At 72.2% G+C, this 26881-nt stretch carries 27 protein-coding genes; 15 read left to right on the top strand and 12 right to left on the bottom strand.

Going from position 1 to position 26881, the window contains the following annotated elements; translation table 11 throughout:
* Window positions 1-62: 62 nt before the first annotated feature.
* From ABZW11_RS16150 to ABZW11_RS16140, 3 genes are all read left to right on the top strand, one after another.
* Window positions 63-2222 (top strand): polysaccharide lyase 8 family protein, encoded by a 2160-nt coding sequence (locus ABZW11_RS16150; RefSeq protein WP_355417316.1) that lies wholly within the window; start codon window positions 63-65, stop codon window positions 2220-2222.
* Between the two features lie 42 nt (window positions 2223-2264).
* Window positions 2265-2624, top strand: coding sequence for a patatin-like phospholipase family protein (locus ABZW11_RS16145; RefSeq protein ID WP_355417313.1), 360 nt, complete (start codon window positions 2265-2267; stop codon window positions 2622-2624).
* 68 nt (window positions 2625-2692) lie between these two features.
* Entirely contained in the window at window positions 2693-3670 is a 978-nt protein-coding gene (locus ABZW11_RS16140) for an AraC family transcriptional regulator ligand-binding domain-containing protein (RefSeq protein ID WP_355417310.1), read from the top strand.
* Here ABZW11_RS16140 and ABZW11_RS16135 read toward each other — a convergent pair.
* Entirely contained in the window at window positions 3642-5120 is a 1479-nt protein-coding gene (locus ABZW11_RS16135) for a nitrilase-related carbon-nitrogen hydrolase (RefSeq protein ID WP_355417307.1), read from the bottom strand. The two genes, ABZW11_RS16140 and ABZW11_RS16135, sit on opposite strands and share 29 nt — an antisense overlap.
* A 112-nt stretch (window positions 5121-5232) precedes the next feature.
* Between ABZW11_RS16135 and ABZW11_RS16130 the strand changes: the two genes are divergently transcribed.
* The 6 genes from ABZW11_RS16130 to ABZW11_RS16105 all read left to right on the top strand — a co-directional run bounded on the left by ABZW11_RS16130 (window position 5233) and on the right by ABZW11_RS16105 (window position 10566).
* A complete protein-coding gene (locus ABZW11_RS16130) occupies window positions 5233-6297 on the top strand; it encodes an AraC family transcriptional regulator (RefSeq protein ID WP_355417304.1) in 1065 nt (354 codons plus the stop codon).
* Window positions 6298-6320: 23 nt separating this feature from the next.
* Window positions 6321-6668 carry an STAS domain-containing protein gene (locus tag ABZW11_RS16125; RefSeq protein ID WP_355417301.1) on the top strand — a complete coding sequence of 116 codons (348 nt, stop codon included), beginning with the start codon at window positions 6321-6323 and terminating at the stop codon, window positions 6666-6668.
* Between the two features lie 177 nt (window positions 6669-6845).
* Complete coding sequence (locus tag ABZW11_RS16120; protein ID WP_355417298.1) at window positions 6846-7511, top strand: glycosyltransferase family 2 protein; 666 nt, start codon at window positions 6846-6848, stop codon at window positions 7509-7511.
* Window positions 7508-8152 carry a TIGR04282 family arsenosugar biosynthesis glycosyltransferase gene (locus ABZW11_RS16115; protein ID WP_355417295.1) on the top strand — a complete coding sequence of 215 codons (645 nt, stop codon included), beginning with the start codon at window positions 7508-7510 and terminating at the stop codon, window positions 8150-8152. Before ABZW11_RS16120 ends, ABZW11_RS16115 begins: the two co-directional genes overlap by 4 nt.
* On the top strand, window positions 8149-9138 hold the full coding sequence (locus tag ABZW11_RS16110) for an NAD-dependent epimerase/dehydratase family protein (RefSeq protein ID WP_355417292.1): 990 nt from the start codon (window positions 8149-8151) through the stop codon (window positions 9136-9138). The genes ABZW11_RS16115 and ABZW11_RS16110 overlap by 4 nt, the downstream gene beginning before the upstream one ends.
* 102 nt (window positions 9139-9240) lie before the next feature.
* Window positions 9241-10566 (top strand): glycosyltransferase 87 family protein, encoded by a 1326-nt coding sequence (locus tag ABZW11_RS16105; protein ID WP_355417289.1) that lies wholly within the window; start codon window positions 9241-9243, stop codon window positions 10564-10566.
* Here ABZW11_RS16105 and ABZW11_RS16100 read toward each other — a convergent pair.
* From ABZW11_RS16100 to ABZW11_RS16090, 3 genes are read right to left on the bottom strand one after another with little or no spacing between them, the layout of a single operon-like run.
* Entirely contained in the window at window positions 10561-11172 is a 612-nt protein-coding gene (locus tag ABZW11_RS16100) for an SAM-dependent methyltransferase (RefSeq protein ID WP_355417286.1), read from the bottom strand. The genes ABZW11_RS16105 and ABZW11_RS16100 overlap by 6 nt on opposite strands.
* Window positions 11173-11215: 43 nt before the next feature.
* Window positions 11216-11695 carry a hypothetical protein gene (locus ABZW11_RS16095; protein WP_355417283.1) on the bottom strand — a complete coding sequence of 160 codons (480 nt, stop codon included), beginning with the start codon at window positions 11693-11695 and terminating at the stop codon, window positions 11216-11218.
* Entirely contained in the window at window positions 11692-13005 is a 1314-nt protein-coding gene (locus ABZW11_RS16090; RefSeq protein WP_355417280.1) for a molybdopterin-dependent oxidoreductase, read from the bottom strand. Before ABZW11_RS16090 ends, ABZW11_RS16095 begins: the two co-directional genes overlap by 4 nt.
* Window positions 13006-13242: 237 nt before the next feature.
* On the opposite strand from ABZW11_RS16090, the gene ABZW11_RS16085 reads away from it, so the two are divergent.
* The 3 genes from ABZW11_RS16085 to ABZW11_RS16075 all read left to right on the top strand — a co-directional run bounded on the left by ABZW11_RS16085 (window position 13243) and on the right by ABZW11_RS16075 (window position 15742).
* Window positions 13243-13671: an organic hydroperoxide resistance protein gene (locus ABZW11_RS16085; RefSeq protein ID WP_355417278.1), complete on the top strand. Its 429-nt coding sequence runs from the start codon at window positions 13243-13245 to the stop codon at window positions 13669-13671.
* Between the two features lie 72 nt (window positions 13672-13743).
* Window positions 13744-14304 (top strand): hypothetical protein, encoded by a 561-nt coding sequence (locus ABZW11_RS16080; protein WP_355417275.1) that lies wholly within the window; start codon window positions 13744-13746, stop codon window positions 14302-14304.
* 1 nt (window position 14305) lies between these two features.
* Complete coding sequence (locus ABZW11_RS16075) at window positions 14306-15742, top strand: NAD(P)/FAD-dependent oxidoreductase (RefSeq protein ID WP_355417272.1); 1437 nt, start codon at window positions 14306-14308, stop codon at window positions 15740-15742.
* Window positions 15743-15794: 52 nt separating this feature from the next.
* Here ABZW11_RS16075 and ABZW11_RS16070 read toward each other — a convergent pair whose 3' ends face one another.
* From ABZW11_RS16070 to nikB, 8 genes are read right to left on the bottom strand one after another with little or no spacing between them, the layout of a single operon-like run.
* The gene (locus ABZW11_RS16070; protein WP_355417269.1) at window positions 15795-16997 is read right to left on the bottom strand and encodes a phospholipase D-like domain-containing protein; all 1203 of its coding nucleotides are present in this window, start codon (window positions 16995-16997) and stop codon (window positions 15795-15797) included.
* A 27-nt stretch (window positions 16998-17024) separates the two neighbouring features.
* On the bottom strand, window positions 17025-18536 hold the full coding sequence (locus tag ABZW11_RS16065; protein WP_355417266.1) for an ABC transporter substrate-binding protein: 1512 nt from the start codon (window positions 18534-18536) through the stop codon (window positions 17025-17027).
* Window positions 18537-18548: 12 nt separating this feature from the next.
* Window positions 18549-19358 carry a hypothetical protein gene (locus ABZW11_RS16060; RefSeq protein ID WP_355417262.1) on the bottom strand — a complete coding sequence of 270 codons (810 nt, stop codon included), beginning with the start codon at window positions 19356-19358 and terminating at the stop codon, window positions 18549-18551.
* Window positions 19359-19377: 19 nt separating this feature from the next.
* Window positions 19378-20025: a histidine phosphatase family protein gene (locus ABZW11_RS16055; protein ID WP_355417259.1), complete on the bottom strand. Its 648-nt coding sequence runs from the start codon at window positions 20023-20025 to the stop codon at window positions 19378-19380.
* The gene (locus ABZW11_RS16050; protein ID WP_355417256.1) at window positions 20022-21035 is read right to left on the bottom strand and encodes a dipeptide ABC transporter ATP-binding protein; all 1014 of its coding nucleotides are present in this window, start codon (window positions 21033-21035) and stop codon (window positions 20022-20024) included. The genes ABZW11_RS16055 and ABZW11_RS16050 overlap by 4 nt, the downstream gene beginning before the upstream one ends.
* A complete protein-coding gene (locus tag ABZW11_RS16045; RefSeq protein WP_355417253.1) occupies window positions 21019-22023 on the bottom strand; it encodes an ABC transporter ATP-binding protein in 1005 nt (334 codons plus the stop codon). The genes ABZW11_RS16050 and ABZW11_RS16045 overlap by 17 nt, the downstream gene beginning before the upstream one ends.
* Window positions 22023-22940: an ABC transporter permease gene (locus ABZW11_RS16040; protein WP_355417250.1), complete on the bottom strand. Its 918-nt coding sequence runs from the start codon at window positions 22938-22940 to the stop codon at window positions 22023-22025. The genes ABZW11_RS16045 and ABZW11_RS16040 overlap by 1 nt, the downstream gene beginning before the upstream one ends.
* A gap of 2 nt (window positions 22941-22942) precedes the next feature.
* Window positions 22943-23866 carry a nickel ABC transporter permease gene (gene nikB, locus ABZW11_RS16035; protein ID WP_355417247.1) on the bottom strand — a complete coding sequence of 308 codons (924 nt, stop codon included), beginning with the start codon at window positions 23864-23866 and terminating at the stop codon, window positions 22943-22945.
* Window positions 23867-24388: 522 nt separating this feature from the next.
* Here nikB and ABZW11_RS16030 point away from each other — a divergent pair.
* From ABZW11_RS16030 to ABZW11_RS16020, 3 genes are read left to right on the top strand one after another with little or no spacing between them, the layout of a single operon-like run.
* Window positions 24389-25351: a DUF6772 family protein gene (locus ABZW11_RS16030; protein WP_355417244.1), complete on the top strand. Its 963-nt coding sequence runs from the start codon at window positions 24389-24391 to the stop codon at window positions 25349-25351.
* 4 nt (window positions 25352-25355) lie between these two features.
* Window positions 25356-25691 (top strand): hypothetical protein, encoded by a 336-nt coding sequence (locus ABZW11_RS16025; protein ID WP_355417241.1) that lies wholly within the window; start codon window positions 25356-25358, stop codon window positions 25689-25691.
* A gap of 43 nt (window positions 25692-25734) precedes the next feature.
* Window positions 25735-26787, top strand: a complete 1053-nt coding sequence (locus ABZW11_RS16020; protein ID WP_355417238.1) for a LacI family DNA-binding transcriptional regulator — start codon at window positions 25735-25737, stop codon at window positions 26785-26787.
* Window positions 26788-26881 lie beyond the last annotated feature (94 nt).

Here is a 26881-nt window from a genome sequence, read left to right as displayed (position 1 = left end):
CTCTGACCGATAATCGAGGCGTGCTGCGGCCATCGAGGCGTTCCTTACTGCGATTAGGCGGCGTGGCCGTGGCCGGGACGGCCGGGGCGCTGGCGCCCGCGCGGGCGGCGTACACGCCGGACACCGCGTTCGTGCTGCTGCGCCGCCGCTGGCGGGAGGTGACGGCGGGGCCGCCGCACGATCCGCGGGCCCGCCCCTACCGGGCGCTGGGCAGGGCCGCCGCCCGCCACCTCGCCACGATGGCCCCTCGCTCCTCCTCGCTCTGGCCCGACGAGCCTTTCCCCTCGTCCACGGTCACGCCTGGGCGGCTGCGGACGATGGCGCACGCGTACGTGATCGACGGCACCGGCCTGACCGGCGACCCGGCCCTCGCCGAGGCGGTCGAGGAGGGCGTCGACCATTACCGCCGCCACGTCTACGCCGCCGGCGCCGACCCGGTCGGCAACTGGTGGCACTGGCAGATCGGCATCCCGCGGGCGCTGCTCGACGCCGTCATCCTGACCGGAGCGGACGATCCGGCGCTGGCCGAGTCGGTGGACCACTTCGTGCCGCCGCGCCGGCTGCGCCACTACACCGGCACCAGCACCGCCGCCAACCGGGTGGACCTGTGCCTGGTGACGCTGCTGCGCGCCATGCTGACCGACGACCACGCCCGCGCCGAGCTGGCCGTCTCGGCGCTGGCGCCGGTGCTCGTGCCGGTGTCGGAGGGCGACGGGTTCTATCGGGACGGCTCGTTCGTGCAGCACACGTCCGTGCCCTACCAGGGCGGTTACGGCGTCACGCTGCTGTCGGGCCTCGCCACCCTGTACGCCGTCCTGCGCGGCACGCCGTGGGAGCTCGCGGACGGGAGGGCGTTCGACCTGGTGGAGCGATCTTTCGCGCCCTTCGTTCGTGACGGGGCGTGCATGGATCTCGTACGCGGCCGGGGCATCAGCAGGAGGTCGTGGGGCGACCACGAGCGCGGCAGGGAGATCGCCGCCGCCGTGCTGCTGCTGGGCGAGAGCGCACCGGCCGCGTACCGGGAGCGGTGGCAGGCCATGGTCAAGGGGTGGGCGGTGCGCGGGACGTACCGGCCGATGCTGGAGCACGCCGCGCCGGCCCTGCACGCCCGGCTCGCGCCGATCATGTCCGACGCCGCCGTGCCCGCCGCGCCCGAGCCGGTCGGTCACCGGCTGCTGCCGATGAGCGCCCGAGCCGTGCACCGCAGGCCGGGCTGGTGCGCCGCGCTCAGCATGGCCTCCGACCGCATCGGCCACTACGAGCACGGCAACGGCGAGAACCCGCGCGGCTGGCACACCGGCGCCGGCCTGCTCTACTGGTGGGCGGGCGGCCACGGCGACCATTACTCCGACGGCTTCTGGGCGACCGTCGACCCCTACCGGCTGCCCGGCACGACGGTCTCCACCCGGCGGCTGCCCGACGGGGCGGGGGAGGCGTGGGGTGGCACGCGGACGCCGTGGCGGTGGGTGGGCGGCGCCACCGACGGCACGTACGCGGCGGTGGGCCAGCACCTGAGCGGGCTGCAGAGCACGATGGAGGCGTTCAAGTCGTGGTTCTTCCTCGACGACGCCGTGATCTGCCTCGGGGCCGGCATCACCGCCCGCGACGGCGTACCGGTCGAGACGATCGTGGACAACCGCAGAACCACCGCCCTCCTCACCGCCGCCGACGGCTGGGCCCACCTTGAGGGCCACGGCGGCTACATCATCCCTGGCCAGGAGCTGCACACGCGCCGCGAGAGCCGATCCGGCGGCGGAGCCCGGCGCGACTACGTGACGCTCTGGCTCGACCACGGCGTCGATCCGCGCGCCGCCTCCTACCAGTACACCCTGCTGCCCGGCGCGGACCTGGAGCGGACCCGCGCCTGGGCCGCGGACCCCGGGCGGATGCGGGTGCTCGCCAACACCTCCCGGCTCCAGGCCGTCCACGTGCCCGCGCTGCGCCTCACCGCCGCCTGCTTCTGGAACGCGGGCACCGCAGGCGGCCTGACCGCGTCCGCACCGTGCGCCGTCCTGGCCCAGGAGCACGCCGACGGCACCGCGACGCTGACCGTCGCCGACCCCCGCCGCGACCTCGCCGAACTGGCCGTCACCTGGGCGGCTCCGGTGGTGGGGCTGCTGCGCGGACCTGCCCGCTCATCAGGAAGGACGCTGACGTTCGAACGGCTCGGCGACCTGGAGGGCGGCTCGGTGACCGTCACCTTGCGCCTCGACACGGGATGAGAACCGGGGGAGCCGGGGTTGAGGGGTCTTATGGGAGTACCGATGAGCGGGCGGGCGTTGGTCCTGGTGGACGCGGTGGCGGCCAGTTGCGCGGTGCCGGGCGTGTGGCCGTGCGTGACCATCGGCGGCGCCCGCTACATGGACGGCGGCATCCGCTCCAGCACCAACGCCGACCTGGCGGCCGGGTTCGAGCGGGTGCTCGTGCTTGCCCCCATGCCCGACATGGGGGAGCCGGCTTGGTCGGAGCTGAAGGGCGCGGTCGAGGTGATCGAGCCCGACGAGGCTTCGCTGGCCGCCTTCGGCACGAACCCGCTCGCCCCCTCCTCCCGCACCCCGAGCGCCAAGGCCGGCCACGCCCAGGGCCGCGCCGTCGCCGCCAAGATCGCCACCCTCTGGGGCTGACGGAGGTGCCGGGTCAGGGAATCGCCGTCCGTGCGGCGGATGGCGGGGCGTCGGATCTCGGGGTCGCCGTGCGGTTCGTGCGTGAGGCGGTGGCCGCTGCGGATGCGGATCTGCCTACGCCGTGGCGGCCCGGCGCCACCCGCGTCGCGTGTGGAGAGGCGATCGAGCTGGTGCGAGAGCTGTGGCAGCGCACGGGTGACGAGCTGCTGACCCTCGGACCGCGTCCGGTGCCTCTGGGCACGTTCCGGATGATCTTTCTCGGCCTGATCCACGCTCCTGACCTGAGGACGGCGCTCGACCGGTTCGTCCAGTTCGCTGCGCTCACCACCGGATTCTCGCGCAGTCGGCTCGTCGTCGGCGGCGGGACCTGCCGGGTCGAGATCGCCGCTGAGCCGGGGGTCGTCGTCAGGCCGCTCGCCGCCGAGCTGATGCTCGCTCTCGTGCATCGGTTCGCGGCGTGGCTGGCGGCGCGGCGGGTGCCGCTGACGGCTCTGGAGCTGCCGTTCCCCGAGCCCGATCACAGCGCCGAGTACGTGTCCGTCTTCGGCGTCGTGGCCGCCTTCGACGCGCCGGTGGCCGCCGTCGAGTTCGGCGCCCGCGAGCTGAGCGCTCCCGTCGTGCGCGAGGAGGGCGACCTGCTGGCGTACCTCTGCAGGTCACCCGCAGACCTCATCCACCACCGCGACTACGGGACGACGACCGCCGACCGCGTACGCACGATCATCGAACGCGCGCAGGCCGCCGGCCGCACCCAGGCGGCCGACGTGGCCGCCCGGCTGTCGATCAGCCCCCAGCACCTGCGGCGGCTGCTGCGCCAGGAGGGCACCTCGTTCCAGCGCATCAAGGAGGAGGTGCTGCGCGACCTCGCCGTCGCGGACCTGAGGCTCGGCGGCGCGTCGGTCGAGGAGATCTCGCGGCGGCTCGGCTTCTCCGAGCCCAGCGCGTTCCGCCGGGCGTTCGCGCGCTGGACGGGCAGCCCGCCGGGCGAGTACCGCGCCGCGCTCAGCGCTTCGGGACTCAGCGCTTCGGGACCCACCGCTTCCTGACGGCGAGCCCGATCACGACGGTCACGCCGGCCAGGCACGCCCAGGCGAACACGTCCCCGATCACCTGGTAGGGCGTCGCGCCGCCGCCGCCCGTAGGCACGTCGGAGAAGACCACGTGCCGCTCGGAGCCGCCGTGATCGTGCATGGCCAGACTCCTGCCGCGCGCGTCGAAGGCGCCCGACACGCCGAACTCCGCCTGCCTGATCATCGCGTAGCCGTTCTCGATCGAGCGCAGGTTCGCCTTCTGGCTGTGCACCGGGCCGATCTCCGCCCAGTCGCGGGCGGGCACGATCATGATGTCCGCCTTCACCCGCATCAGCTCGGGGAAGTCCGCGTCGAAGCAGGTCACGGTGGCGAGCCGCCCGTACGGGGTGTCCACCACCGGCACCACACCAGGCCCCGCCGGGTACGACTCCAGCCCGGGGATGGGATGCGACTTGTCATACCGCCACAGCCGGGCCCCGTCGGGGCCGAACAGGTAGGTGCGGTTCGCCGCGTACGGTTCGGCCGGCAGGAAGTGGTACACGGCGGCCTGGACATAGATCCGCTGCTCCTCGGCCAGCGCCGCGACCCGCCCCAGGAACGCCTCCTCGTCCCCCTCCAGCAGGTTGGCCGCCTGCTCCGACCAGATCACGATCCGCGCGCCCGCCTGGGCCGCCTCCCGCGTCCTGGTCAGCAGGTTGTCGTTGGCCTTCGCGAACGCCGCGCGCACCGTCCGCCGGTCCTGCTCCGCCACGCTGCGCGCGGTGAAGTCGGCACCGATCACGCCGCGCAGCTCGCGGGTCACCGAGGTGTCGGGGCTGATCCCGGCCACCCGCACACTCGGCTCGCCGACCGGGGCGAACGCGAGCCGCGCCCCGCCCGCCAGCAGCAGCGCGAGCAGCACGGCCGCGTACGAGCCCACGACCCGCTTCGCCGCCCCGCGCGCCCACACGTGGTTGACCACCGTCGCGAACCAGCCGATGAGGAACCCGATCCCGTAAGGCCCGGTCACCGCCACCACCTGCAGCAGCGCCAGGTTGCCGTGCTGGGTGGCGGCCGGCACCCCGAACGCCGTCCCGAACGGGCTGAGCACCGTCATCAGGAACGCGCACGCCGCCGACGCCGCGGGAAACGCCAGCAGGCCCGTCAGCAGGCCGGCGCGCGGGGTGACGAGCCGGTCCACGACGTACGGCACCACGGTCAGCGTGCCCAGCGCGATGATGCCCACGACGACCAGCGGCGCCACCGGCACCGCCGTCTCCACCAGCCAGAACACCCCCGACACCACCGACGCCGCCCACACGGCGAGCAGCCCGGTGAGCGCGGGTCCCGTCCTGGCGAACCGCAGCAGGAAGACCGGCGACAGCCAGGCCGCCACGGGGACGTCGAACCGCCCGTGCACGGAGAACAACCACAACAACGCTCCGGCGGCCAGCCACAGCCACCGCCGGTCGAGTCTCTTCACCATGCCGGCGACGCTAAGTGCGCGGCCCGGTGCCGGTCTGTGACAGGAACACGCGTGATCCGTGACCGAGGCGCGCCGTACCATCTCGTTAAGGGGCTGACGAGCGGAGCGACCGATGGAGCCGTTGACCTTCGAGAGCCGTGATCTCGGCCAGGCCGAGGAGTTCCTCAGCAGGGCGTACGCCAGCATGAGCATCGGCTCCGACGTCGACCGCCCGCACACCCGCGTCTCGCGCCACGTGGCGGGGCCGGTGAGCGTCGATCACGTGGAGTTCGACTTCCACATGAGCTACGCCGTCGACCCGCTCGGCAAGGTGTGTCTGTGCGTGGTCGAGTCGGGCCGCATCGACCAGCGGGTCGAGGGCGAGGAGGAGGACGTCTTCCGCCCGGGTGACGCGGTGCTGATCACCCCGCCCGACCGGCCCTACCGCGGGCTCATCAGCCGGGCCGGCTTCACCATCATCATGTTCGACACCGACCTGTTACAGCAGGTGGCGGGCGTCCTGCCGGGCCGGCCGCCGGAGCCGGTCCAGGTGCTCGGCCACCGGCCCGTCTCCGCCGCCGCCGCACGCCATCTGCACAGGACGCTGACGTACGTACGCGACGACGTCCTGTCCGACCCCGGCCTGGCGGCTGAGCCGCTCGTGGCCGCCGGCGCCGGGCAACTGCTCGCCGCCACCGTGCTCACCACGCTGCCCAGCAACGCCGCGCTGCCCGGTGACGAGGTCGCCGCCGACCGCCGCGACGCCCACACCCAGACGCTGCGCCGCGCGGTCGCCTTCATCGACGAGCACGCCGACGCGCCGCTCGGCATCGCCGAGATCGCCGCCGCCGCCCGCGTCAGCCCCCGCGCGCTCCAATACGCCTTCCGCCGTCACCTGAACACCACCCCGCTCGGCTACCTGCGCCAGGTCCGCATGGCCAGGGCCCATGACGAGCTGCGCGCCGGCGACCCCGCCACCCTCACGGTCACGTCGGTCGCCGCACGCTGGGGGTTCTTCCACCCCGGCCGCTTCGCCGCCTCCTACCGGGCCGTCTACGGCCGTACGCCGAGCGAGACCCTGCACGGTCTTCGTTCCGTGGACGGCGGGCCACTCGGCGCTTCGCCTGACGTGCTGACCGGCCCCAGCACCGGGACGACAGTGGACGGTGAGGAAACGACGAGCACCACGGAGCCCTAGCTGCAACGGAAACCCGCACCGCCATGTCGCCCCTGACCTACGATCGCCGTGACCTGCCCGGCGGCCTGCTCATCACCGTGCGGGGCGAGCTCGACTCCACCAACGAACGCGGGCTGGAGTCCTTCGTCCACGAGCACCACCGTCCAGGCCAGGACCTGATTCTCGACCTCGGCGGGCTCACCTTCATCGACAGCCGCGGGCTCTACCTGCTGCTCCGCCTCGACGCCGCCGTGCGCGAGCGGGACGGCGCGCTGCGCCTGGCGGCCGTCCAGGACGCGCCCGCGCGCGTGCTGCGGATCTCCGGCGCCTGGCCGGCCTTCGACATCCACCCGGACGCCCAGACGGCCATGCACGCGCACGGCACCACCTGACACCTGTCATCCGACTTCCGTGATGGTGTCCTCTACTGCGCCACCGGCCGAGCCGGCCGAGGACGCGTCCTCGGCGTCCGTTCGGCCCCAGCAATGCCCTCATAGCAGGTAATTTCTCGGGAAGACCGCCACGTCCCGTCGTGGGGTGCGGGTGCCGGTCGGCCTAGCGTCGGCGGCATGAAGATCGACGTGGTGCTGCCCTGCCTCGACGAGGCGGCCGCCCTCTCGTGGGTGCTCGGGCGCATGCCGGATGACTTCCACCCGATCGTGGTGGACAACGGCTCGACCGACGGGTCCGCGCGGATCGCCGCCGAGCTGGGCGCGACGGTGGTGAGCGAGCCCAGGCGCGGGTTCGGCGCCGCCTGCCACGCGGGGCTGGCGGCCGCCGCCTCCGACGTCGTGTGCTTCATGGACGCCGACGCCTCGCTCGACCCCGCCCAGTTGCCCCGCGTCGCCGGGCCCGTCCTGGCCGGGGAGCGCGATCTGATGCTGGGCCGCCGTGTTCTGGCGCCCGGCGCCTCCTGGCCGGTGCACGCCAGGCTCGGCAACGCGGTGCTGGCCTCGGTGCTGCGCCGGCGTACGGGGGTGCCGCTGCGCGACCTCGGCCCGATGCGCGCGGCCCGCCGCGTACCCCTCCTCGACCTGGGGCTGATCGACCGCCGCTTCGGCTACCCGCTGGAGATGGTGCTGCGCGCCGGCGCGGCGGGCTGGCGCATCGGCGAGACCGACGTCGCCTACCTGCCGCGCAGGGGCCGCTCGAAGGTGACCGGCACGGTACGCGGCACGCTCCGCGCGGTCGGCGACATGCGCCGCGTCATGACCCGCCACCGCACCGCCGCATGACCCCGCCTGACCGGCAGGTCATCGTGATCGCCAAGGAGCCGGTGCCGGGACGGGTGAAGACGCGGCTGGTGCCGCCGCTCACGCCTGAGGAGGCGGCCGAACTGGCCGGCGCCGCGCTGGAGGACACCCTGCGAACGGTGGCCCGCGTCCCTGGCGCCGGGCGGGTGCTCGCACTCGACGGGGAGCCGGGTCCGTGGCTGCCCGCCGGGTTCACCGTGCTTGCCCAGCGTGGGGACGGGCTGGACGAGCGGCTGGCGGCGGCCTTCGAGGACGCGCACCGGCTGCGGCCGGTCCCCATGGTGGTCATCGGCATGGACACCCCGCAGGTCGGCCCCGGCATGCTGGCCGACGCCCTCGCCCTGCTCGACAAGTACGACGCGGTGTTCGGCCCGGCGGCCGACGGCGGCTTCTGGCTGCTCGGGCTGCACGCGCCCGACCCCGGGCTGCTGGTCGGCGTGCCGATGTCGGCGCCCACCACGGGCGAGATCCAGCTGCGCAGACTCTGGGAGGCCGGGATGAGCGTCGCCCTGATGCCGTGCCTGACCGATGTGGACACGATGGCGGACGCGATCGAGGTGGCGGCGCTGGCCCGGGGCTCCCGGTACGCGGCCGCGCTCGCCGGAATGGGAGCACGACGATGACGACGGTGCTGGTGACCGGTTCCGATGGCTTCATCGGCAGCCACGTGGTGGCGGCGCTGGAGGCGCAGGGCCACCGGGTGACCGGGCTCGACCTGCGGTCGGGCGACGACGTACGCGACGCGGAACGGCTCGATCGGCTGCTGCCCGGCACCGGCGTGGTCGTGCACCAGGCGGCCAAGGTGGGGCTCGGCGTGGACGTCGCCGACCTGCCCGACTACGCCTCGGTCAACGTGTTCGGCACCGCGGTCCTGCTCGCCGCCATGGCCAGGCACGGGGTGCGGCGGCTGGTGGTGGCCTCGTCGATGGTGGTCTACGGCGAGGGCGCGTACGACTGCGCACGGCACGGCCGGGTGCGCCCCGGCCCGCGCTCCGCCGACGACCTGGCACGGGGGTCGTTCGAGCCACGCTGCCCCCGGTGCGGCGATCCGCTGGTCCTGGCCGAGATCGACGAGGACGCGCCGGTGGACCCGCGCAACGCGTACGCCACCACGAAGCTGGCCCAGGAACACCTGGCCGCCAACTGGGCCCGCGAGACCGGCGGCACGGCGGTGGCCCTGCGCTACCACAACGTGTACGGGCCTGGGATGCCGCGCGACACGCCGTACTCGGGGGTGGCGGCGATCTTCCGGTCGGCGCTGGAGGCGGGGCGGGCGCCGCGCGTGTTCGAGGACGGCGGGCAGACGCGCGACTTCATCCACGTCCGCGACGTCGCCGACGCCAACGTGGCCGCCCTCGGCGGCGGCACTCCCGGCACCCTGACGGCCTACAACGTCGCCAGCGGCGTCCCGCACACGGTCGGCGACCTCGCCGAGGCCCTGGCGGCCGAGCGCGGCGGCCCCGCACCGGTCGTCACGGGCGAGTACCGGCTCGGCGACGTCCGCCACATCGTCGCCAGCCCCCGCCGCGCCGCCACCGACCTCGGCTTCCAGGCCCGCGTCGGCTTCACGGAAGGCATGAAGGAGTTCGCCACCGCCCCCCTCGCCTGAGGCCCGACAGTGGAGGAGTATGCGACCCGTCCGAACGAGCCCCTCCTGAGGAGAGGGCGGCGGGGAAAGGCGACGCGCGGCGCCGTCCCCGGGGGGTGGGGCGTGGGGGCGGGGGTGCTGCTGCTCGCGCTGGTCGGCGCGCTCGTTCTGACCGTTACGGCGGGGTCGCTCACGGGGGACTTCTCGCGGCATGTCCGCTGGTATGCCGTGTCCTGGGTGCTGTTCGCGGCGGCTGTGTGGGCGGTGCGCAAGGTGCCGGGGCGGTGGGCGGTGTTCCTGCTGGTCGCGGGGGCCGTCTTCGTACCCGCCACGGGGTTGCTCGCGCCGCCGACCACCAGCACCGACTCCTACCGGTACGTCTGGGACGGGCGGGTGCAGGCGGCGGGCGTCTCCCCGTACGCGTACGCGCCCGGCGACCCCGCCCTCGCCCCGCTGCGCGACCCCTGGCTGTTCCCCAGGGGCACGGCCTGCCACCACCCCTACCGGTACCCGGTCCACGACCCCGAGGGCTGCACCCGCATCAACCGTCCGGCCGTCCACACCGTCTACCCGCCGCTGGCGGAGGCGTACTTCCTGGTCGTGCACCTGCTCTCGCCCGGCGCGAGCCGCCACAAGGCGCTCCAGACCGGCGGCGCGCTGCTGGCAGTGGGGACGTCGCTGGCGCTGCTCGCGGCACTGCGCGGGCGCGGGCGGGATCCCGTCATGGCGGCGTGCTGGGCGTGGTGCCCGGCCGTGCCGATCGAAGCGGTCAACAACGCCCACGTGGACGTCCTCGGCGTGCTGCTCACCGTGCTCGCCCTGGGGGTCGTCACGCGCGGCAGGGGCGCGCTGCTCGGGGCGGCGATCGCGGTCAAGTTCGTGCCCGCGCTGACGGTGCCGGGCGCGCTGTCCGGGCTGCTCGCCGGGGGAGTGCCGCTGCGGCGGCGGGTACGCGACGCGGCGGCGATCCTCGTCCCCGCCGCGCTCGTCGTCGCCCTCGCCTACCTGCCGTACACGCTCACGTCCGGCGGCTCGGTCCTCGGCTACCTGTCCGGCTACCTGGACGAGGAGGGCTACGCGGGCAGCGGCGGCACCCGGTACGCGCTGCTGCGCCTGCTCCTGCCCGACGCGGCGGCGCCGGCGGCGGCGCTCGCGGTCCTCGCGGTCACGGCCCTGCTCGTGCTCCGCCGCGCCGACCCCGACCGGCCGTGGCAGGGGGCGCTGGTGGTGACGGGGGTGGCGTTCCTGGCGTTCACGCCGGGCTACCCCTGGTACGCCCTGCTGGTCGTGGCGCTGGTCGCGCTGGACGGCCGGTGGGAGTGGCTGGGCGTCCCGCTCGCCGGTGCCGCCGCCTACCTGGGCATCCAGCAAGACGTCGGTACGGTGGCGTACGCGCTGGCGGCGATCGCCGTGCTGACGGGAGCCGTCGTTCGCAGGAGCCGGTCATGACAGGGCGGCGAACCACCGCCCGGCCACGCTCCACTGCTCAACGTGCGGGAATCCGCAGCGCCTGGCGAGCGGCCCGATGTCGTCGGCCGAGACGGTGGCCCAGGTGAACCAGTCGCCGGACCGCCCGCCGTACCGCAGCCTGATCCGGTCGACGGAGCTCTTGGAGCCGGGCGGGCAGACCTCGGTCAGCACCGTCCCGCCGGGCCTGACGAGCTGCCGCATCCGGCGCAGCAGCGCCACCGGGTCGCCGCCGATGCCGATGTTGCCGTCCGTCAGCAGGGCCTCCGCCCATCGGCCCGCGCCGGGGAGGGGGCCGAAGACGCAGCGCTGCAGGGCGAGACCGCCGGCCCGCAGGGTCAGCTCGACGGCCAGCGGCGTGACGTCGATGCCGAGCGCGAACACCCCGCGCCTGGTGAGCGCCACGGTCAGCCGGCCGGGGCCGGAGCCGACGTCCAAGGTGGGGCCGCCGCAGCGGGCCAGCACGCCCTCGTCGCCCTCGATGGGGCGCAGCCAACGCTCGGCGGCGAGCGGGGTGACGCGGCCGTCGGCGTACTCGACCTCGACGTACCCGCCGCGCAGGCCGTGCTCGTAGAAGGCGCCGATCATGCCGCTGCGCCGTCCCCGTGGCTCGCGCTCGACGCGCGGCCGCTCAACGATCCGGCCGTCCCGCGGCCCGCCGCCGCATCGCGTAGAGCAGGCCGGAGCCGGCGAAGAGCACCAGCGTGACGATCACCCACCGCAGCAGGTAGGGGGCGGTGCTCAGCCCGGCCGCCGTCCGATAGCCGGCCTCGGCCCCGCCCAGGATGAGCGGGAACCACACCAGCAACAGCAGCAGCGACAGCGCGGCGGGCACCCGCACGTGGTTGAGCCACGGCCGACGCCTCCGCCCGCGCAGCGCGCCGTCGGCGGCGGTGTAGAGCGGCCACATGACCAGGTCGTGCAGGATGATCGCGCCGACGAACCACACGGCGAACCCCATGAGGATCCCCGCCCCCACCACTCGCGTCAGGGCGTAACCCGCCACCGCGAAGCAGGCGGCGAGCCCGGCGAGCTGCCACGGCGAGGCACCGTAGACCCGCCGCCACCAACCGCCGCGGGCCCGCCGCCGGTCGGGGCCGGGGCCGCTCACGAGCGCTCCTGGCGGAAGTCGAGTCTGTGCACCCACTTGGTGGTGTGCACGCCGGGCGCGTTCGGCACCATGATCCGGGCGGGAAAGCCGTGGTCGAGTGAGAGGTCGGCGCCGTTGACGCGCAGGGCGAGCAGTGAGCGCGGGTCGGCCACCTGGCGGGGGCTGAAGGACGCCGAGCCGAAGTAGCCGACCCGCTGCACCGACGTGGCGGTGACTCCGGCCGTTCCCGGCGCGAAGCCCGCCAGCCGGGCCAGGTCGGCCAGCCGGACGCCCGTCCACTCCTGCTGGGTGGACCAGCCCTCCACGCAGGCGATCGGCAGCGCGTACGTGTGCAGCGGCATCGCCAGCAACTCGGCCCTGGTCAGGACCACGGGACGAGACCCCGCGAGGGTCAGCCGCCACGCGTCACCGGTGTCGGCAGCGGTCACCCCCAGGCCGGCGGCGGTCTTGTTGATCTGGAAGTCGTTCGGCCCCGGCCCGTAGTCGCGGCCGTGCGGCGCGAGCAACGCCGTACGCCGCAGCGGACCGTCCAGCGTCTGCCCCACCGACAGCCCGAACATCAGCAGCGACCCGCCACCGACGAACGCCAGCACCCCGCGCCGCGACATCGTCGGCGCGGCCGGGGAGGCCGCCACCAGCCCGTCGGGATCGGGCGGCTCAGGCCGCGTGTCGGCCGGCCCGGTACGCAGTTCGCGCCGGAAATCCCTGGACCGCAGGGCACGCGTGGCGGTGGGCAGCTTCACGGCGACGTGCACGACGAGCGCCGCCAGGAAGATCCACGCCCCGTAGAAGTGGGCCGGATAGAAGGAGAACGGAAAGACGTAGAAGAGCTGGATGTTCAGTATCCCGGTGACGAACTGAAAGACCGCGCCCCCGACCAGCAGCACCAGGCTGACGCGCTCGACGGCCTGCGACACCGACCGCGCGGGCGGCCAGTCGAACAGCTTGGGGATCACCGACCACAGCTTGGCCAGCAACACCGGAACGAGCGTCAGCCCGAGGATGACGTGCGCCCCCTGGGTGACCCGGTAGAGCCAGGCGGGATCAGTGGGCCACTCGAACAGGTAGAAACCCAGCAGCCCCTTACCCGGGGTGGTGTCGTTGCCCGGCAGCCGCGGCTCGTACGCCGCGTACGACAACAGCCCGGTGACCACGACGACGGCCAGCCCGACCAGCAGCACCATCCCGAACACCGCCGTGAGCCACGGCCCGCGCAGCGGGCTGCGCCAGAACCCCGGACGGAACGGCCCGGGCGGCCCCGTCCGCCACCACCGCGCGAGCCGTCCCGGCGCTTCCCTCTCAGGCGGCATGTCAGGCACTGGCTCCCCCGGACGGCGTCATGCGTTTGCCAGGTGTCCTTACCGAAAGCGCTGTCCTCGATGCCTGACCTCGGTAAACATTGCGCCAGACTGCCCGGGCCGGTGGCCTGGCCGTCCCCGCTCAGCAGCTTCCGAGTCCAGGGTAGAACGTTCGGTCTTGACTCTACGGCCCTTCCGGGTGCATGATGTGCGAGACAGAACGTTCGGTCTACAACGCGAGGGCCCATCATGAGCGACACCCTTTACACCGGCATCGCCACCTCCACCGGCGACGGCAGGGCGGGAGGACAGGCCAGGACCAGCGACGGCCTGCTCGACGTCACCCTGGCCATCCCGAAGGAGATGGGCGGCCCCGGCGGCGCCACCAACCCGGAGCAGCTGTTCGCGGCCGGCTGGGCCTCGTGCTTCCACTCGGCGCTCAAGGCCGTCGCCGCGCAGCGGAAGACCCCGGTGACCGACTCCGCCGTGATCGCCGAGGTGCAGGTGCACCCGACGCCGGAGGGCGGGTTCACGCTCAGCGCCGCCCTGCACGCCGAGCTGTCCGGCATCGAGCAGGAGGCGGCCGACCAGCTCGTCGAGGCCGCCCACGCGATCTGCCCTTACTCCAACGCCACGCGCGGCAACATCCCGGTCACCGTGGACGCGACCGTCGCATGAAGCCGGCGGCCGGGCCGTGACGGACCCACCGGCCCGGCCGCCTCTCGAACTCGACCCCCTGAAAGGACCATCGTGACCACCGTCGACACGCCCGCCACCACCAGCAGCGTCGCCCAGGCCCTGCGCAAGCTCTACTTCGTGCGCTTCGCCTTCCAGCTCGTCTGGGCCGGCCTGGTGTTCGCCACCGCCTCCCGGCTCGGCCCGCTCGGCATCGCCCTCGTCGTCATCTACCCGCTGTTCGACGTGGGCGCGGCCATCGTGGACGCCCGCTCGTCCAAGGCCGCGGGCACCCCCTACGGCCTGTACGTCAACATCGCCATCAGCACCCTGGCCGCCATCGGCCTGGGCGTCGCCGGCACCGCCGGCGTCCCCGGAATCCTGCGCGTGTGGGGTGTCTGGGCCATCGTCTCCGGGATCGTCCAGCTCGTCGTGGGCGTCGTCCGCCGCAAGATGGGCGGCCAGTGGCCGATGATCCTCAGTGGCGGCATCTCCGTCCTGGCCGGCGCCTCGTTCTTCATGGGCGCCGCCGCGCCGAACCCTATGCTGACCAACATCGCCGGTTACGCCGTCCTCGGCGGTATCTTCTTCCTGATCTCCGCCCTGCGCCTCGGCCGCGCCGCGAAGGGAAAGTGACATGGACACCACCACGTACGACGTCATCGTCATCGGCGCGGGCCCGGTCGGGGAGAACGTCGCCGACCGCGTCGTCCAGGGCGGGCTGACCGCCGCCATCGTCGAGCGCGAGCTGGTCGGCGGCGAGTGCTCCTACTGGGCGTGCATGCCGACCAAGGCGCTGCTGCGCAGCGGCGCGGCGCTCAGGGCGGCCCGGCGGGTGCCTGGGGCGCGCGAGGCGGTGACCGGCGACCTCGACGTGGCCGCCGTCCTGCGCCGCCGCGACTCCTTCGCCTCCAACTGGCAGGACGACGGCCAGGTGGCCTGGCTCGACCAGGCCGGCATCGCGCTCCATCGCGGGCAGGGCAGGATCGCCGGGGAGAAGACCGTCGAGGTGCGCGGCGACGGCATTGTCACGACGCTGACCGCGCGGCACGCCGTCGTCGTCGCGACCGGCAGCGGCGCGCTGGTCCCCGACGTTCCCGGCCTGCGCGAGTCGTCCCCGTGGACGAGCCGCGAGGCCGTCGCCGCGAGCGCCGTGCCGGGCAGGCTCGCGATCATCGGCGCCGGGGTCGTGGCGTCGGAGCTGGCCACCGCGTTCGCCGCGTTCGGCTCGTCGGTGACGGTGCTGGCCCGCGACGGTGTGCTGCCCCACGCCGAGCCGTTCGCCGGTGAGCGCGTGGCCGAGGCGTTGCGCGAGGCGGGCGTCTCCGTACGGATCGGCGCGGAGACCGCGTCCGTCAAGCGCGACGGCGACGGCAAGGTGCACCTCACGCTCACCGACGGCGAGCAGGTCGAGGCCGACGAGGTGCTCGTCGCGACCGGCCGCGTCCCCCACACGCAGGACATCGGGCTGGACGCCGTCGGCCTGACGCCGGGCTCGTGGCTCACCGTGGACGACACGCTGCGCGTCCTCGGCGCCGACGGCACGCCGGTCGGGGACGGCTGGCTCTATGCGGCAGGCGACGTCAACCGCCGCGTCCTGCTCACCCACCAGGGCAAGTACCAGGCCCGCGCGGTCGGCGACGTCATCGTGGCCCGGGCGAAGGGCGAGCGGGTCGAGGACGGCCGCTGGGGCCGGCACGCCGCCACCGCCGACGAGTGCGCCGTGCCTCAGGTGATCTTCACCGAGCCGGAGATCGCCTCCGTGGGCCTCACCGCGGCCGCCGCGGAGGCGGCCGGCATCAGGACCCGCGTCATCGACTACGACCTCGGCGCCGTCGCCGGCTCCGCGCTGCACGCCGAGGGGTTCAAGGGCCAGGCCCGCATGGTCGTCGACGAGGACCGCAAGGTGATCGTCGGCTTCACGCTCGTCGGGCCGGACGTCGCCGAGCTGCTGCACGCCGCCACCGTCGCGATCGTCGGCGAGGTGCCGCTGGACCGGCTCTGGCACGCGATCCCGTCGTACCCCACGGTCAGCGAGGTCTGGCTGAGGCTGCTCGAAGCCTACGGCCGCTGACCGGCCGCGGCTCGTCCCGCCGGGAGGGGGCGGAACGAGCCGGCGGTCACGCTCAGGCTTGCGGCGTCACCCCGGCCTCCCACAGCCGGGCGAAGTTGGCCGCGTACGCCGCGACGACGCCGCGCTCGGACAGCTCGACCATCGCTTCGTCGTTGCGCCGCAGCGAGGTGGCGTTGAAGTTGTGGCTGCCGGTCATCACCCAGCCTCGGCCGGAACCGGGGCCGGTCGAGCCGGTGACGACCATGTACTTGGAGTGGATGCGGCCGGCGGGCGTCTTGCCGTCGAGCACCCGCCGCCGCACGCCGGCGGCGTCCAGGGCGGCGGTGACCTCGGCGGCGGCGAGTCCGTGCACCACCCGCACCTCGCAGCCCGCCGCCACCAGCTTCGCCAGCTCGTCCACGATGGCCAGGCGGGTGCCGTCCCACTCGGACTGGCCGATCTCGACGCTCGTGCGGCCCTTGGTCTTGCAGCCGACCTCGGCGAGCCGCTGCGCGATCGGGTCGCGGTCGGCGACCGGGTAGAACTGGGCGGTGACCTTGCCGGACGGCCCGCCGGTGACGACCGTGGTGTCGTAGTCGGGGTTCTGCACCTCGGCGGCCAGGTCGTCGAAGTACGTCCCGTAGCCCTGGAAGAGCCCCCGGTTGCCGGGCAGCACGACCAGGTTGTTCCAGTAGCTGGTGGAGTTGACGTCGGTGATGTTGTTGGACGCCTGGACGACGACGTCGCGCCGGCCGCCGGTCTCCGAGAACAGCGAGAACTTGTTGTGCATGCCCTTGGTGCCCTGGCAGGAGGAGGTGTTGCCCTCCGGGCTCAGGTGGCCGCAGACGTGCACCCACGACGTGGCCGACTTGTCGGTGCCGAGCGTGGTGATCAGCTCCTGCGCGGCCGGGTTGTCGATCTGGTAGCCGTCGATGACCATGCGCACCTCCACGCCGCGGCGGTGGGCGTCGAGCAGCACGGCCACGTAGTCGGCGCCGGCGTCGCCCGAGATGACGAACTCGGCGATCTCGATGGACGATCCGGCGGGCGCCTGCTTGATGAGCGAGCAGAGGCGCTCCACGACGGCGGTCGCGGTGCCCGCGACCGGGTCGTTGAAGGCGGCGCCGGTCTCGACCGGCACGGTCGCGGCGTTGCGGCAGGCGCTGCGGGCCGGCTCGGGGAGCGCGGCCTGCGCCGCCGAGCTGAGGAGCGGCTGCACTGACAGGGTCACCGCGGCGGCCAGGCCGGCGATCAGGAGGGAACGCTTACGAGGCATGGGGGGTCTCCAAGGTGGGGAGGGCGGTCAGCCGACGGATACCTGCGAGAAGTCCGGCCGTCCGCTGGCCGGCATCTCCAGGCCCTTGACGTCGTCGCGGACGGCGTAGTTGTTCTTCAGGTCCACCGGGTAGAGGCCGACCGCGTCATCCCAGATGATCTTGGCGGCCTGGGCGTACAGGGTCCTGCGCTCCTCCTGGTCGAGCGACTCGCGCGCCTTGCCGAGCACCTTGTCCAGGTCCTTGTTGCAGTAGCCCATGCGCTTGGCGTCGCAGTTGTAGAGGCGGTTGAGGGTGAAGTCGGCGTCGCCGGTGCCGGTGGTGTTGGTCTGCAGGTTCATGTCCCAGTTGAGGGAGTTGAGGTCCTTCAGCCAGGTCGCGCGCTCCTTCTCCTGCGGCTGCACCTTGATGCCGACCTTCTCCCAGGCCGAGATGAACGCCTGCGCCATGGGCCTGATGTTCGGCCCGCCCTCCAGCGGCCACTGGATCGTGGTGGTGATGCCCTGCGGGTAGCCGGCCTCGGCGAGCAGCTTCTTCGCCAGCTCAGGGTCGTACGAGTACGGCTCCAGCCGCGTCGCACCGAAGACCGCCTGGGTGATCGGCGCCTGGCCGACCGCGCCGAGGTCGCCGAAAAGGTCGCCGACGATGCTCTTCACGTCCACCGCGTGCAGCATGGCCTGGCGGACCTTGACGTTGTCGAACGGCTTGTTGTTCTGGTTGAACCACAGGAAGTAGTAGTTGTAGCTGGGGCCGTTGCCGTACGCGATGCCGGGCACGTCCTGCACCTCGGGCACCTGGTCGGGCGGGATCGCGGCCAGCACGTCCACCTCGTCGTTGTTCAGCGCGGTGATCCTGGCCGAGACCTCCGGCATGTTGAGGATCTCCAGCCGCTCCACCTTGGCCTTGGCGCCCCAGTACTTGTCGTTGCGGGTGAGCACGACCTTGTCGTCGGGGCTGAAGGAGTCGAACACGAACGGCCCGGTGCCGATGGGCTTCTGCCAGTACGCGTCGCTGGTGACCTTGTCGCCCTGGCCGATGAAGACCAGGGACAGCGTGCTGGGCAGGGTGCCGAGCGGCGCCGAGGTCTTGAACGTCACCGTGTGGTCGTCGGTGGCCTCGATCTCCTCGATGCCGGTGAGCAGCGGGGTCAGCGAGCCCTTGAGGTCGATCAGCCGCTGGACCGAGCCCTTGACGTCCTTGGCGGTGAACGGGGTGCCGTCGGTGAAGGTCACCCCTTCGCGCAGGTGGAACACCCAGGTCTTGTCGTCGGGGCTCTCCCACGACGTGGCGAGCTTCGGCTCCGGCTTGCCGTCCTTCATGACGGTCAGCGTCTCGAGGCTCTGCTGGACCGTGGTCTGCACCGCCTCCTCCGCCGGGTACTGCTGGACGTCCAGCGAGACGGGGAACAACTGCGGCGCGTAGCGCAGCACCTGCTCGCCGCCGGCGGAGTCACCGGTGCCGCCGGAGCCGCCGCAGGCCGCGAGGCCGAGCGCCAGGGCGGCTGCGACGAGACAGCCCATGGCCCGGGATCGTGAGATCATTGCCTCTCTCCTTCATTTCGTTCTGGCTACAGCCGCGGCGGGCGACAGGGTGAAGGTCGCCGCGACGGGCTTGTGGTCCGACGGCGCGTTCCCGGCGGAGAAGAAGTCGACGACCTCGCTGGCCCTGGTGACCACGGGGCCACGGGAGAAGATCCAGTCGATGGCCTTCGACGGTGACATCAGCGGTGAGAGCCGCGTCCCGCGCTCGGCGACCCACGGCATCGGCGAGACGGGGTGGGTGACCGGCGAGGTGCGGCCGAGCGCGGTGAACGAGTCGAGGAAGCCGCCGTTGCCGAGCGCCCACAGCGGCGCCCCGATGTCGTTGATGTCCACCGTGAACAGGCAGGCCGCGTCACCGGCGATCTCGTCGAGCGCCGCCACCACCCGCTCGGCCTGGCCGGCGCGCAGGTTGCGGCCGTCGGCCCGCTCCTGGGGGTGTCCTGGCCAGGTCAGGTGCGCGGTGGAGAACACCAGCGGCTCGGCTCCGGCGGTCCTCGGCCGCAGCCGCACCCAGAACAGCTCGGCGTGCTCGGCGAGGATGCCGACGTCGCGGGTGCCGTGCTCGACGAGCTCGAACAGCTCCTCCCGCCACCACAGGTTGCTCTGCGTGCCCCAGCCGGGAAAGTCGTCGTGCACCCGCGCGTGGCCCGGCAGCATCTCGTCCACCACCGCGCGCGAGCGGGGACGCAGCTCCTGGGTCGCGAGCAGGTCGGGCGGCCGGGTGGCGAACAGGTCGCGGATCGCGGGCTCTCGCTGCTCCAGGTGCGCGTCGCCCCACAGGTTGCAGGTCATCGCAACGAAGGTGAACGATCCGGTCAGCATGCTGGGAAGGTCCTTCCGATCAGTCGGTACGCGTGGCGTGCGCCGCCCACGCGGTCGGCGCGTTGTACTCGACCACCGCGTTGCCCCGCTCGCCCGCGTAGCCGATGACCGTCAGCGAGGTGTTCACCGGCGGGGCGAAGCTGAGGTGGCCCGGCTCGGGCAGGCCCAGCGCGGCGGCCGCGGCCACCCTGATGGGCCCGCCGTGGCAGAACACGATGACGGTCGCGCCCGGTCCCGCCTCGGCGGCGGCGTCGACGAGCGCGGCCCACACGCGCCGGCGCAGGTCGGCGAAGGTCTCGCCGCCGCCCCTGCGCGGGTCGCCGCCGCGCGCGGCCTCGGCGAGGACATCAGGGTGCTCGGCGGCGATCTCGGTGAACGTGCGGCCGACCCAGGTGCCGATGTCGGCCTCGCGCAGCCGGGCGTCCTTCCCGGCCTCCATGTCGAGGTGGCGCAGGTACGCCTGCGCGGTGTCCCACGCCCTCGGCAGGTCGCTGGAGACGACCAGGTCGGGCTTCGGGAAGCGGGCGAGCAGCGCCGCCGCGGCCACCTCGGCCTGCTCTCTCCCGGTGCCGGTGAGCCCGGAGTCGGCCTGGCCCTGGTAGCGCTCCTCGACGTTCCAGTGCGACTCGCCGTGGCGGACCAGCACCAGGCGTACGGGGGCGGTCATCGGGCACCTGCCGAGGCCGTGGGCAGCTCGGGGAAGTGGCAGGCGGAGACGTGCGCGCTCAGCCGGTCGGTGAGCTCGGGCTCCTCCGTGGCGCACCGCTCCTGCGCCTTCCAGCACCGCGTACGGAACCGGCAGCCGGACGGCGGCGACACCGGTGACGGGATGTCGCCGGTGAGGATGATCTGCTCCCGAGGTGGCGCGGCCCACGGCCTGGTCACCGGCACGGCGGACAGCAACGCCTGCGTGTACGGGTGCTCGGGGGCGGCGAAGATCTCCTCCGTCGTCCCCCGCTCGACCACCTTGCCGAGGTACATCACCGCCACCTCGTCACTGATGTGCCGCACCACCGACAGGTCGTGGGCGATGAACAGGTAGCTGAGCCCCATCTCCTTCTGCAGGTCGACGAGCACGTTCAGCACCTGCGCCTGCACCGAGACGTCCAGCGCGGAGACCGCCTCGTCGCAGATCACCAGCCGGGGCCGCAGCGCCAGCGCCCGCGCGATGCCGACCCGCTGGCGCTGCCCGCCGGAGAACTGGTGGGGGTAGCGGTCGGCGTGGTCCGGGTTCAGCCCGACCCTGACCAGCAGCTCGCGCGCCTCGGACGCCCACTTGCCGCGGGGCAGCACGCCGGGGTTGACCAGCCAGGCCTCGCTGATGATCTGCTCGACGGTGAGGCGGGGGTTCAGTGACGCGTACGGATCCTGGAAGATCATCTGGATCTGCCTGCGCACCTGGCGCAGCTCGTCCCCCGAGAGGGTCAGCAGGTCCTGGCCGTCGAACAGCACCTGGCCCGACTCCGGCGGCGCGAGGCCGATGACCGTGCGCGCCAGCGTCGTCTTGCCCGAGCCGGACTCGCCGACCAGCCCGAGCGTACGACCCTTGGGCAGGTCGAACGAGACGCCCGACACGGCGTGCACCGCGCCGATCTTGCGGCGCAGCAGGGAGGAGCGTACGGGGAAGCTGGTGTGCAGGTCCTTGACCGACAGCAGCGGCTCAGCCGGTGACGACATCGGTGACGACCTCCTTCGCGTGGTGGCAGGCGGCGCGGTGCGCAGCGGGGCGGCCGGGCACCGGCGCCAGTTCGGGCCGCTCGGCGCTGCAGAGGTCGGTGGCGAAGCCGCACCGGGGCAGGAACGCGCAGCCCGACGGCAGCCGGGTCAGGTCGGGCGGCGACCCCTTGATGGGCGTCAGGCGCTCGCGCGGGCCGTCCAGCTCGGGGATCGAGGCCATCAGGCCCCGCGTGTACGGGTGCCCGGTCGTCTCGTAGACCTCCCGCAGGTCACCGGTCTCGACCACCCGGCCGGCGTACATGAGCTGCACCCGGTCCGCGACGCCGGCCACCACGCCGAGGTCGTGGCTGATGAGGATCATCGCCATGCGGTGCTCCGCCTTGAGCTCCGCGAGCAGCGCCATGACCTGGGCCTGGACGGTGACGTCGAGGGCGGTGGTGGGCTCGTCGGCGATGAGCACGCGCGGCTTCAGCGCGATCGCCATCGCGATCATCACGCGCTGCCGCATGCCGCCGGAGAACTGGTGCGGGTAGTCGTCCACGCGGCGGTCGGGCGCCGGGATGCCCACCCGGTCCATCAGCTCGATCGCCTTGCGCCGCGCCTCGGCCCTGGACAGGCCCTGGCGGCGCCGGAACAGCTCGCCGATCTGTGCGCCGACCCGGAAGACCGGGTTGAGCGAGCTGAGCGGGTCCTGGAAGACCATGGCGAGGTCGGTGCCGTTGAGCTTGCGGGTCTCCGAGCGGGGCAGGGCCAGCAGGTCCCGGCCCGCGTAGACGATCCGGCCGCCGGCGACCTCGCCGGCCGGGCGCGGCACCAGCCCCATCAGGGCCTGGGCGGTGACGCTCTTGCCGCTGCCCGTCTCGCCCAGGATGGCCAGCGTCTCGCCCTCGGCGAGGTCGAAGCTCACCTTGTCGACGGCGGTGATCGTGCCCGCCCTGGTGCGGAACCGTACGGTCAGGTCCTGCACCGACAGCAAGGGGTCGGCCATCACATGCTCCTCAGCCGCGGGTCGAACCGGTCGCGCAGGGCGTCGCCCAGCACGCCGAAGCTGATGACCAGCACGGCCAGGGCGATGCCGGGGATCGTGGAGATCCACCACGCGTTGGACAGGTAGTCCCGGCCGTTGGCGATCGTCATGCCCCAGCTCGGCGTGCTGGCCGGGGTGCCGAGGCCGAGGAAGCTCAGTGACGCCTCGGCCAGGATCACGTGGCCGAGCTCGACGGTCGCGACCACCAGGATCGGCGCGATCATCGACGGCAGGATGCTGCGGGTCAGCAGGTGCCAGGTCCGCGCGCCGAGCGTGCGGGTGGCGTCCACGAAGTCCCTGTTCTTGAGCCCGAGCACCTGGCTTCGGGTCACCCGGGCGAACGTCACCCAGTTCGAGATGGACAGGACGATGACGACGTTCACCACGCTCGGCCCGAGGATCGCCGCGATGAGGATGGCGAGCAGGATCGACGGGAACGTGAGCTGCACGTCGGCGAGGCGCATGAGCACCATGTCGAGCCAGCCGCCGAAATAGCCCGCCGCGATGCCGGCGGCGACGCCGATGACGCCGGCCAGCACCAGCGTGGCGACGCCGACGGTGATCGACACCCGCGCGCCCTGCATCATCTGGGCGAGCACGTCCTGGCCGACCTGGTCGGTGCCGAAGAGGGCGAGCTGCCCGTTCGGCAGCGTGGTGCCGGGCGGTTTCAGCCGGGCGCTCAGGTTCGTCGCGACCGAGTCGTACTTCAGCAGGATCGGGCCCACGATGGCGGCGAGCACGTAGAAGCCGATCACCGACAGCGAGACGATGATGCGCAGCCGTCCGAGCTTCACCCGGGTCTTGCCGAGGCGGGGCGCGGGCGCGTCCGCCGGCGCGATCGAGTCGTCGGCGAGCACCTGGTCCATTGGCCTGTCCATGGTCACCGTCCCAGCCGGATGCGCGGGTCGAGGTAGCCGTACAGGACGTCCACGACCAGGTTGATCAGGACGAACCCGCCGGCGATCAGCAGGATCGAGGCCTGCACGACGTTGTAGTCGCGGGCCGAGATGGAGTCGATGAGCAGCCGCCCGACGCCGGGCCAGGAGAAGACCGTCTCGACGATGACCGCGCCGCCGAGCAGCTTGCCGAACTCCAGGCCGGCCACCGTCACGATCGGGATGATGGCGTTGCGGATGGCGTGCAGGAAGATGACCACCCGCTCCGACAGGCCCTTGGCCCGCGCGGTCTGGATGTAGTTCTCGTGCACGACGTCGAGCAGGCCGCTGCGGGTCAGCCTGATCTGGATCGCGATCAGCGGCAGCGCCAGCGTGACGCCCGGCATGATCAGCTTGTCCAGCCCGCCGTGACCGCCGCTCGCGAAGATGTGCAGTTGCCGGGCGAAGACCAGGATGAACATGATGCCGATCCAGAACGACGGCATCGACTGCGCGAGCAGCGCGAACACCGACACGATGCGGTCGGCCAGCCGGTTCACCCGCAGCGCGCCGACGACGCCGAGCGCGATGCCCAGCACCATGCCGATCACCATCGCCACGACGGCCAGCTGCAGGGTGAGCGGGAACCTGTCCAGCACCAGTCCCATCGCGTCGGCTTGGTAGCGGTAGGAGTCGCCGAAGTCGAAGCGGGCCACGTCGGCCAGGTAGATCCCGTACTGCACGAGCAGGGGCTGGTTGAGCCCCATCTGCTCGCGCAGCTCCGCGATCTCGACCGGTGTGGCGTCGGAGCCGAGGATGAGCAGGGCCGGGTCGCCGGGCACCAGCCGCAGCACCAGGAAGACGATGGTCACGGCGCCCCACAACACGAACACGGCGAAGAGCGTGCGCCGGATGAGGTACGCGGTCATGGCCGGCCCGATCGCTGTCGGTCGGCGTCCCGTTTCAGCATCGACAGGCAACTCCTGATCGAGCCACGACGCCCGTGGGCGTATGGCGGGGGCTTTGGGGTTTTCGAAGTGTGGGCGGGGCCGTCTGGCCGTGAGGGGGAGCGGTGCGGAGGCGGCGGATCGTCGGTCACCGGTGTGGCGGCCGGGTGTCGCGCCGGGAACATTAACGTTAATGCGATTGATCGCCGATGCTAGGGTGGCCGGCCCTGAGCGTCAAGGGTCCCGCCGACATCCCCTGCCTCTCGCGTGGCTCTTCCGAACCCGGTTCCATGGTCTTGGCCTGCATGAACATGGCATCGTAACGGTTCGTAACGACTGTCGGCAGGGGGTGGCGCATCCTCTGGACAGTAGGCGGCAGGGTTGACTGCTGTGAAACATTAACGTTAACGTCCGACTGCGACCGCATGACTCACTCCGGTCGATCGGTCAGGCGTAGGCATTCGCTACTTTCTTTTGCCAAGACCTTTTCAGGAGCATTCGGCAATGACCACGATGGAGCGGCCCGACCTGGCCGCAGAACTTCGCTCCGCCATTTTGTCGGCGGATCCGAGGCTGTCGAAGTTCAACCCGCTTCGGCGCATTCTCGCGTACGACGACTTCAATTCGGGCACCCACGGCTGGACGGAGCTGCTGGGCAACTACAACGGCAACGGCGACCTGTCCACGGTCGATGACCACATGCGGGACTTCCGGCCCCCGCAGCTGTCGAACTGCACGTTCTTCGACATCGGCAGCCACGGCGCGATGACCGGCTCGTACGCGCTCAAGCTCGCCACCCGGCCCTACCAGGGCCACACCGCCACCGCCATCCGCCGGCTCACCATGAGCGGGCGCGGCCTGCTGCAGCTCGAGGCGTACTTCACCTACAAGGCCGAGGCGACCATCGACGGCAGCGCGAGCGACGAGTTCGGCGACGTCACCTGGGACGGCAACCTGCACCCGTCGGAGGCGCAGTTCGGCTGCTTCACCGTCGCGACCGACCTGTGCGGCGACGGCGGCCTGCGCTATCACACGGTGGCCCGCTACCTGAACACGTCGCTGGACAACAAGCTCGCCCGGCAGTGGGTCTATCCGAGCGTCCCCGAGCCGACGCCGCGCGAGCACCTCGAAGGCAAGATCAAGCTGAAGTACGGGGCCGACTTCACCGCGCCGAATCCCGAGGACTGGCACCCGTTCGGCGAACCGCAGGAACTCTGCTACAACGAGGTGCCGACGAAGGTCAACTGGCATTACCTGCGCTGGGTCATCGACACCGAGGCCCGGCGTAACGTCGAGTTGCAGATCAACGATCGGGTCATGGACATGTCGGACGTCCCGGTCCCGCCGTACAAGGAGCGGTACGACTCTCTGGAGAACCTCCTGAATTTCTACTTCTCCGTACGGACCCACTCGAAGGTCCGCAACTTCCTCTTCCTTGACTCGGTCCTCATTTCCACGGAGTGGTGACGTAATGCGGCAGGTGCAGACGGCGGTCCTCGAACGGGACGCGACGTTCGTTTCCGACTTCGCGACGGAGCCCTACGAAGTGGCGTGGGCCGGCGAAGCGCGGTGGTTCGTCCACACCCTGGCGACGTCCGGCGACGACGCCGAGGTGCGGCTGGTCACCCAGATCTCGCCCGACGGCCTGACCTGGTGTGACCTGGACGGCGAAGAACACATCATCACGGAACCCGGTTTGGTCACATGGCCGGTCGATCATTTCGGACAATGGCTACGGTTGCGCGGCACGGTGACGGGGGCCGACCCGTCCGCCAAACTGCGCATCTATCTCACGGTCAAGAGCTGAGAACGGCCGCGGACTTCTCAGCGGCGTTCTAACGAGAGAGGGCATGCGAATGGCTGGGGCTCGGCGTCACACCCTGCGCGACATCGCCGCGACGTTGAACCTTTCCGTCAACACCGTCTCGCGTGCCCTCTCCGGCAAGGACGGCATAGGGGAGGAGACCAGGGCCCGCGTACGCGCCGAGGCCGAACGGGTCGGCTACGTCCCCAACTCCATGGCGAGGTCGCTCGTCCTGGGCTCCGCGATGACGTTCGGCCTGGTCATCACCAACCCGTCCAACCCCTTCTACGCGCAGCTCATCTCCACCATCGAGCTGCGCGCCCGCGCGCAGGGCTACTCGCTGCTGCTGACGGTGACCGAGGAGTCGGAGGAGCACGAGATGCGCGCCGCCGAGTCGCTGCTGCGCTCCTCGGTCAGCGGGTCGATCGTGGTGCCCGTCCAGGCGGGGGCCGACGCGTGGCGGCGGCTCGGCTCGGTCGGCATCCCGACCGTGCTGATCAACCGTGACCTGCCCGACCTGGGCTACCGGTTCGTCGGCACCGACAACGAGCTGGGCGGCTACCGCGCCACCGCGCACGCCATCGCCCGTGGCGCCCGCTCGATCGTGGTCCTGGAAGAGGACCTGCCCATCACCACCATCGACCACCGCATCGCCGGCTTCCGCCGCGCCATGGCGGAGGCGGGGCTGCCGGTGCCGCGCGGCAGCATCATGCGGGTCCCCACCCGCCGCCACGAGCAGGCCGCACTGCCGTGGCAGCCGCAGCAGGCGTACCAGGTGGCCCGCCGCATGCTGCGCCGCTCCCGGCTCCCCGACGCGGTCGTGGTCGGCAACGACTATTTCGCGCTCGGCCTCTACCGCGCGCTGGAGGAGCACGGGCTCAAGGTGCCCGACGACATGATGGTGATCGGCTTCGGCGACCACCCCTTCTCCGCCTTCCTCTCCCCGCCGCTGACCACCGTGCGCCTGCCCGCCGACGAGATCGGCACCATCGCGGTGGACCTGCTCCTGGAGGAGATCGCGGGCGGCCGCAACGCCCGCCCGTTGAAGCAGCTCATCGCCCCCACCCTGGTCGAACGCGGCTCCACACTGCGCCCCTAGATCGCTGATGTGAAAATTGGTGATCGGCTGCAGGCGTGACGAAGGGCGTCCATGGTCGGTGTGTGAAAACTGACTTGGACGCCCTTCTGACCGC

This window comes from Nonomuraea sp. NPDC004580, assembly GCF_040609855.1.
GTDB classification, from domain to species: Bacteria; Actinomycetota; Actinomycetes; order Streptosporangiales; family Streptosporangiaceae; genus Nonomuraea; species Nonomuraea salmonea.
Note: the sequence above shows the minus strand (reverse complement) of the source record. Positions and strands in the feature narration are given on the sequence as shown.

What these genes read in the sequence shown, in the direction of transcription:
- ABZW11_RS16145 (WP_355417313.1), top strand. Translation starts at nt 2,265, where the DNA reads ATGAGCGGGCGGGCGTTGGTCCTGGTGGACGCGGTGGCGGCCAGTTGC.
- ABZW11_RS16135 (WP_355417307.1), bottom strand. Translation starts at nt 5,120, where the DNA reads ATGGTGAAGAGACTCGACCGGCGGTGGCTGTGGCTGGCCGCCGGAGCG.
- ABZW11_RS16130 (WP_355417304.1), top strand. Translation starts at nt 5,233, where the DNA reads ATGGAGCCGTTGACCTTCGAGAGCCGTGATCTCGGCCAGGCCGAGGAG.
- ABZW11_RS16125 (WP_355417301.1), top strand. Translation starts at nt 6,321, where the DNA reads ATGTCGCCCCTGACCTACGATCGCCGTGACCTGCCCGGCGGCCTGCTC.
- ABZW11_RS16120 (WP_355417298.1), top strand. Translation starts at nt 6,846, where the DNA reads ATGAAGATCGACGTGGTGCTGCCCTGCCTCGACGAGGCGGCCGCCCTC.
- ABZW11_RS16115 (WP_355417295.1), top strand. Translation starts at nt 7,508, where the DNA reads ATGACCCCGCCTGACCGGCAGGTCATCGTGATCGCCAAGGAGCCGGTG.
- ABZW11_RS16110 (WP_355417292.1), top strand. Translation starts at nt 8,149, where the DNA reads ATGACGACGGTGCTGGTGACCGGTTCCGATGGCTTCATCGGCAGCCAC.
- ABZW11_RS16100 (WP_355417286.1), bottom strand. Translation starts at nt 11,172, where the DNA reads ATGATCGGCGCCTTCTACGAGCACGGCCTGCGCGGCGGGTACGTCGAG.
- ABZW11_RS16090 (WP_355417280.1), bottom strand. Translation starts at nt 13,005, where the DNA reads ATGCCGCCTGAGAGGGAAGCGCCGGGACGGCTCGCGCGGTGGTGGCGG.
- ABZW11_RS16085 (WP_355417278.1), top strand. Translation starts at nt 13,243, where the DNA reads ATGAGCGACACCCTTTACACCGGCATCGCCACCTCCACCGGCGACGGC.
- ABZW11_RS16075 (WP_355417272.1), top strand. Translation starts at nt 14,306, where the DNA reads ATGGACACCACCACGTACGACGTCATCGTCATCGGCGCGGGCCCGGTC.
- ABZW11_RS16070 (WP_355417269.1), bottom strand. Translation starts at nt 16,997, where the DNA reads ATGCCTCGTAAGCGTTCCCTCCTGATCGCCGGCCTGGCCGCCGCGGTG.
- ABZW11_RS16065 (WP_355417266.1), bottom strand. Translation starts at nt 18,536, where the DNA reads ATGATCTCACGATCCCGGGCCATGGGCTGTCTCGTCGCAGCCGCCCTG.
- ABZW11_RS16060 (WP_355417262.1), bottom strand. Translation starts at nt 19,358, where the DNA reads ATGCTGACCGGATCGTTCACCTTCGTTGCGATGACCTGCAACCTGTGG.
- ABZW11_RS16055 (WP_355417259.1), bottom strand. Translation starts at nt 20,025, where the DNA reads ATGACCGCCCCCGTACGCCTGGTGCTGGTCCGCCACGGCGAGTCGCAC.
- ABZW11_RS16050 (WP_355417256.1), bottom strand. Translation starts at nt 21,035, where the DNA reads ATGTCGTCACCGGCTGAGCCGCTGCTGTCGGTCAAGGACCTGCACACC.
- ABZW11_RS16045 (WP_355417253.1), bottom strand. Translation starts at nt 22,023, where the DNA reads ATGGCCGACCCCTTGCTGTCGGTGCAGGACCTGACCGTACGGTTCCGC.
- ABZW11_RS16040 (WP_355417250.1), bottom strand. Translation starts at nt 22,940, where the DNA reads ATGGACAGGCCAATGGACCAGGTGCTCGCCGACGACTCGATCGCGCCG.
- nikB (WP_355417247.1), bottom strand. Translation starts at nt 23,866, where the DNA reads ATGACCGCGTACCTCATCCGGCGCACGCTCTTCGCCGTGTTCGTGTTG.
- ABZW11_RS16030 (WP_355417244.1), top strand. Translation starts at nt 24,389, where the DNA reads ATGACCACGATGGAGCGGCCCGACCTGGCCGCAGAACTTCGCTCCGCC.
- ABZW11_RS16025 (WP_355417241.1), top strand. Translation starts at nt 25,356, where the DNA reads ATGCGGCAGGTGCAGACGGCGGTCCTCGAACGGGACGCGACGTTCGTT.
- ABZW11_RS16020 (WP_355417238.1), top strand. Translation starts at nt 25,735, where the DNA reads ATGCGAATGGCTGGGGCTCGGCGTCACACCCTGCGCGACATCGCCGCG.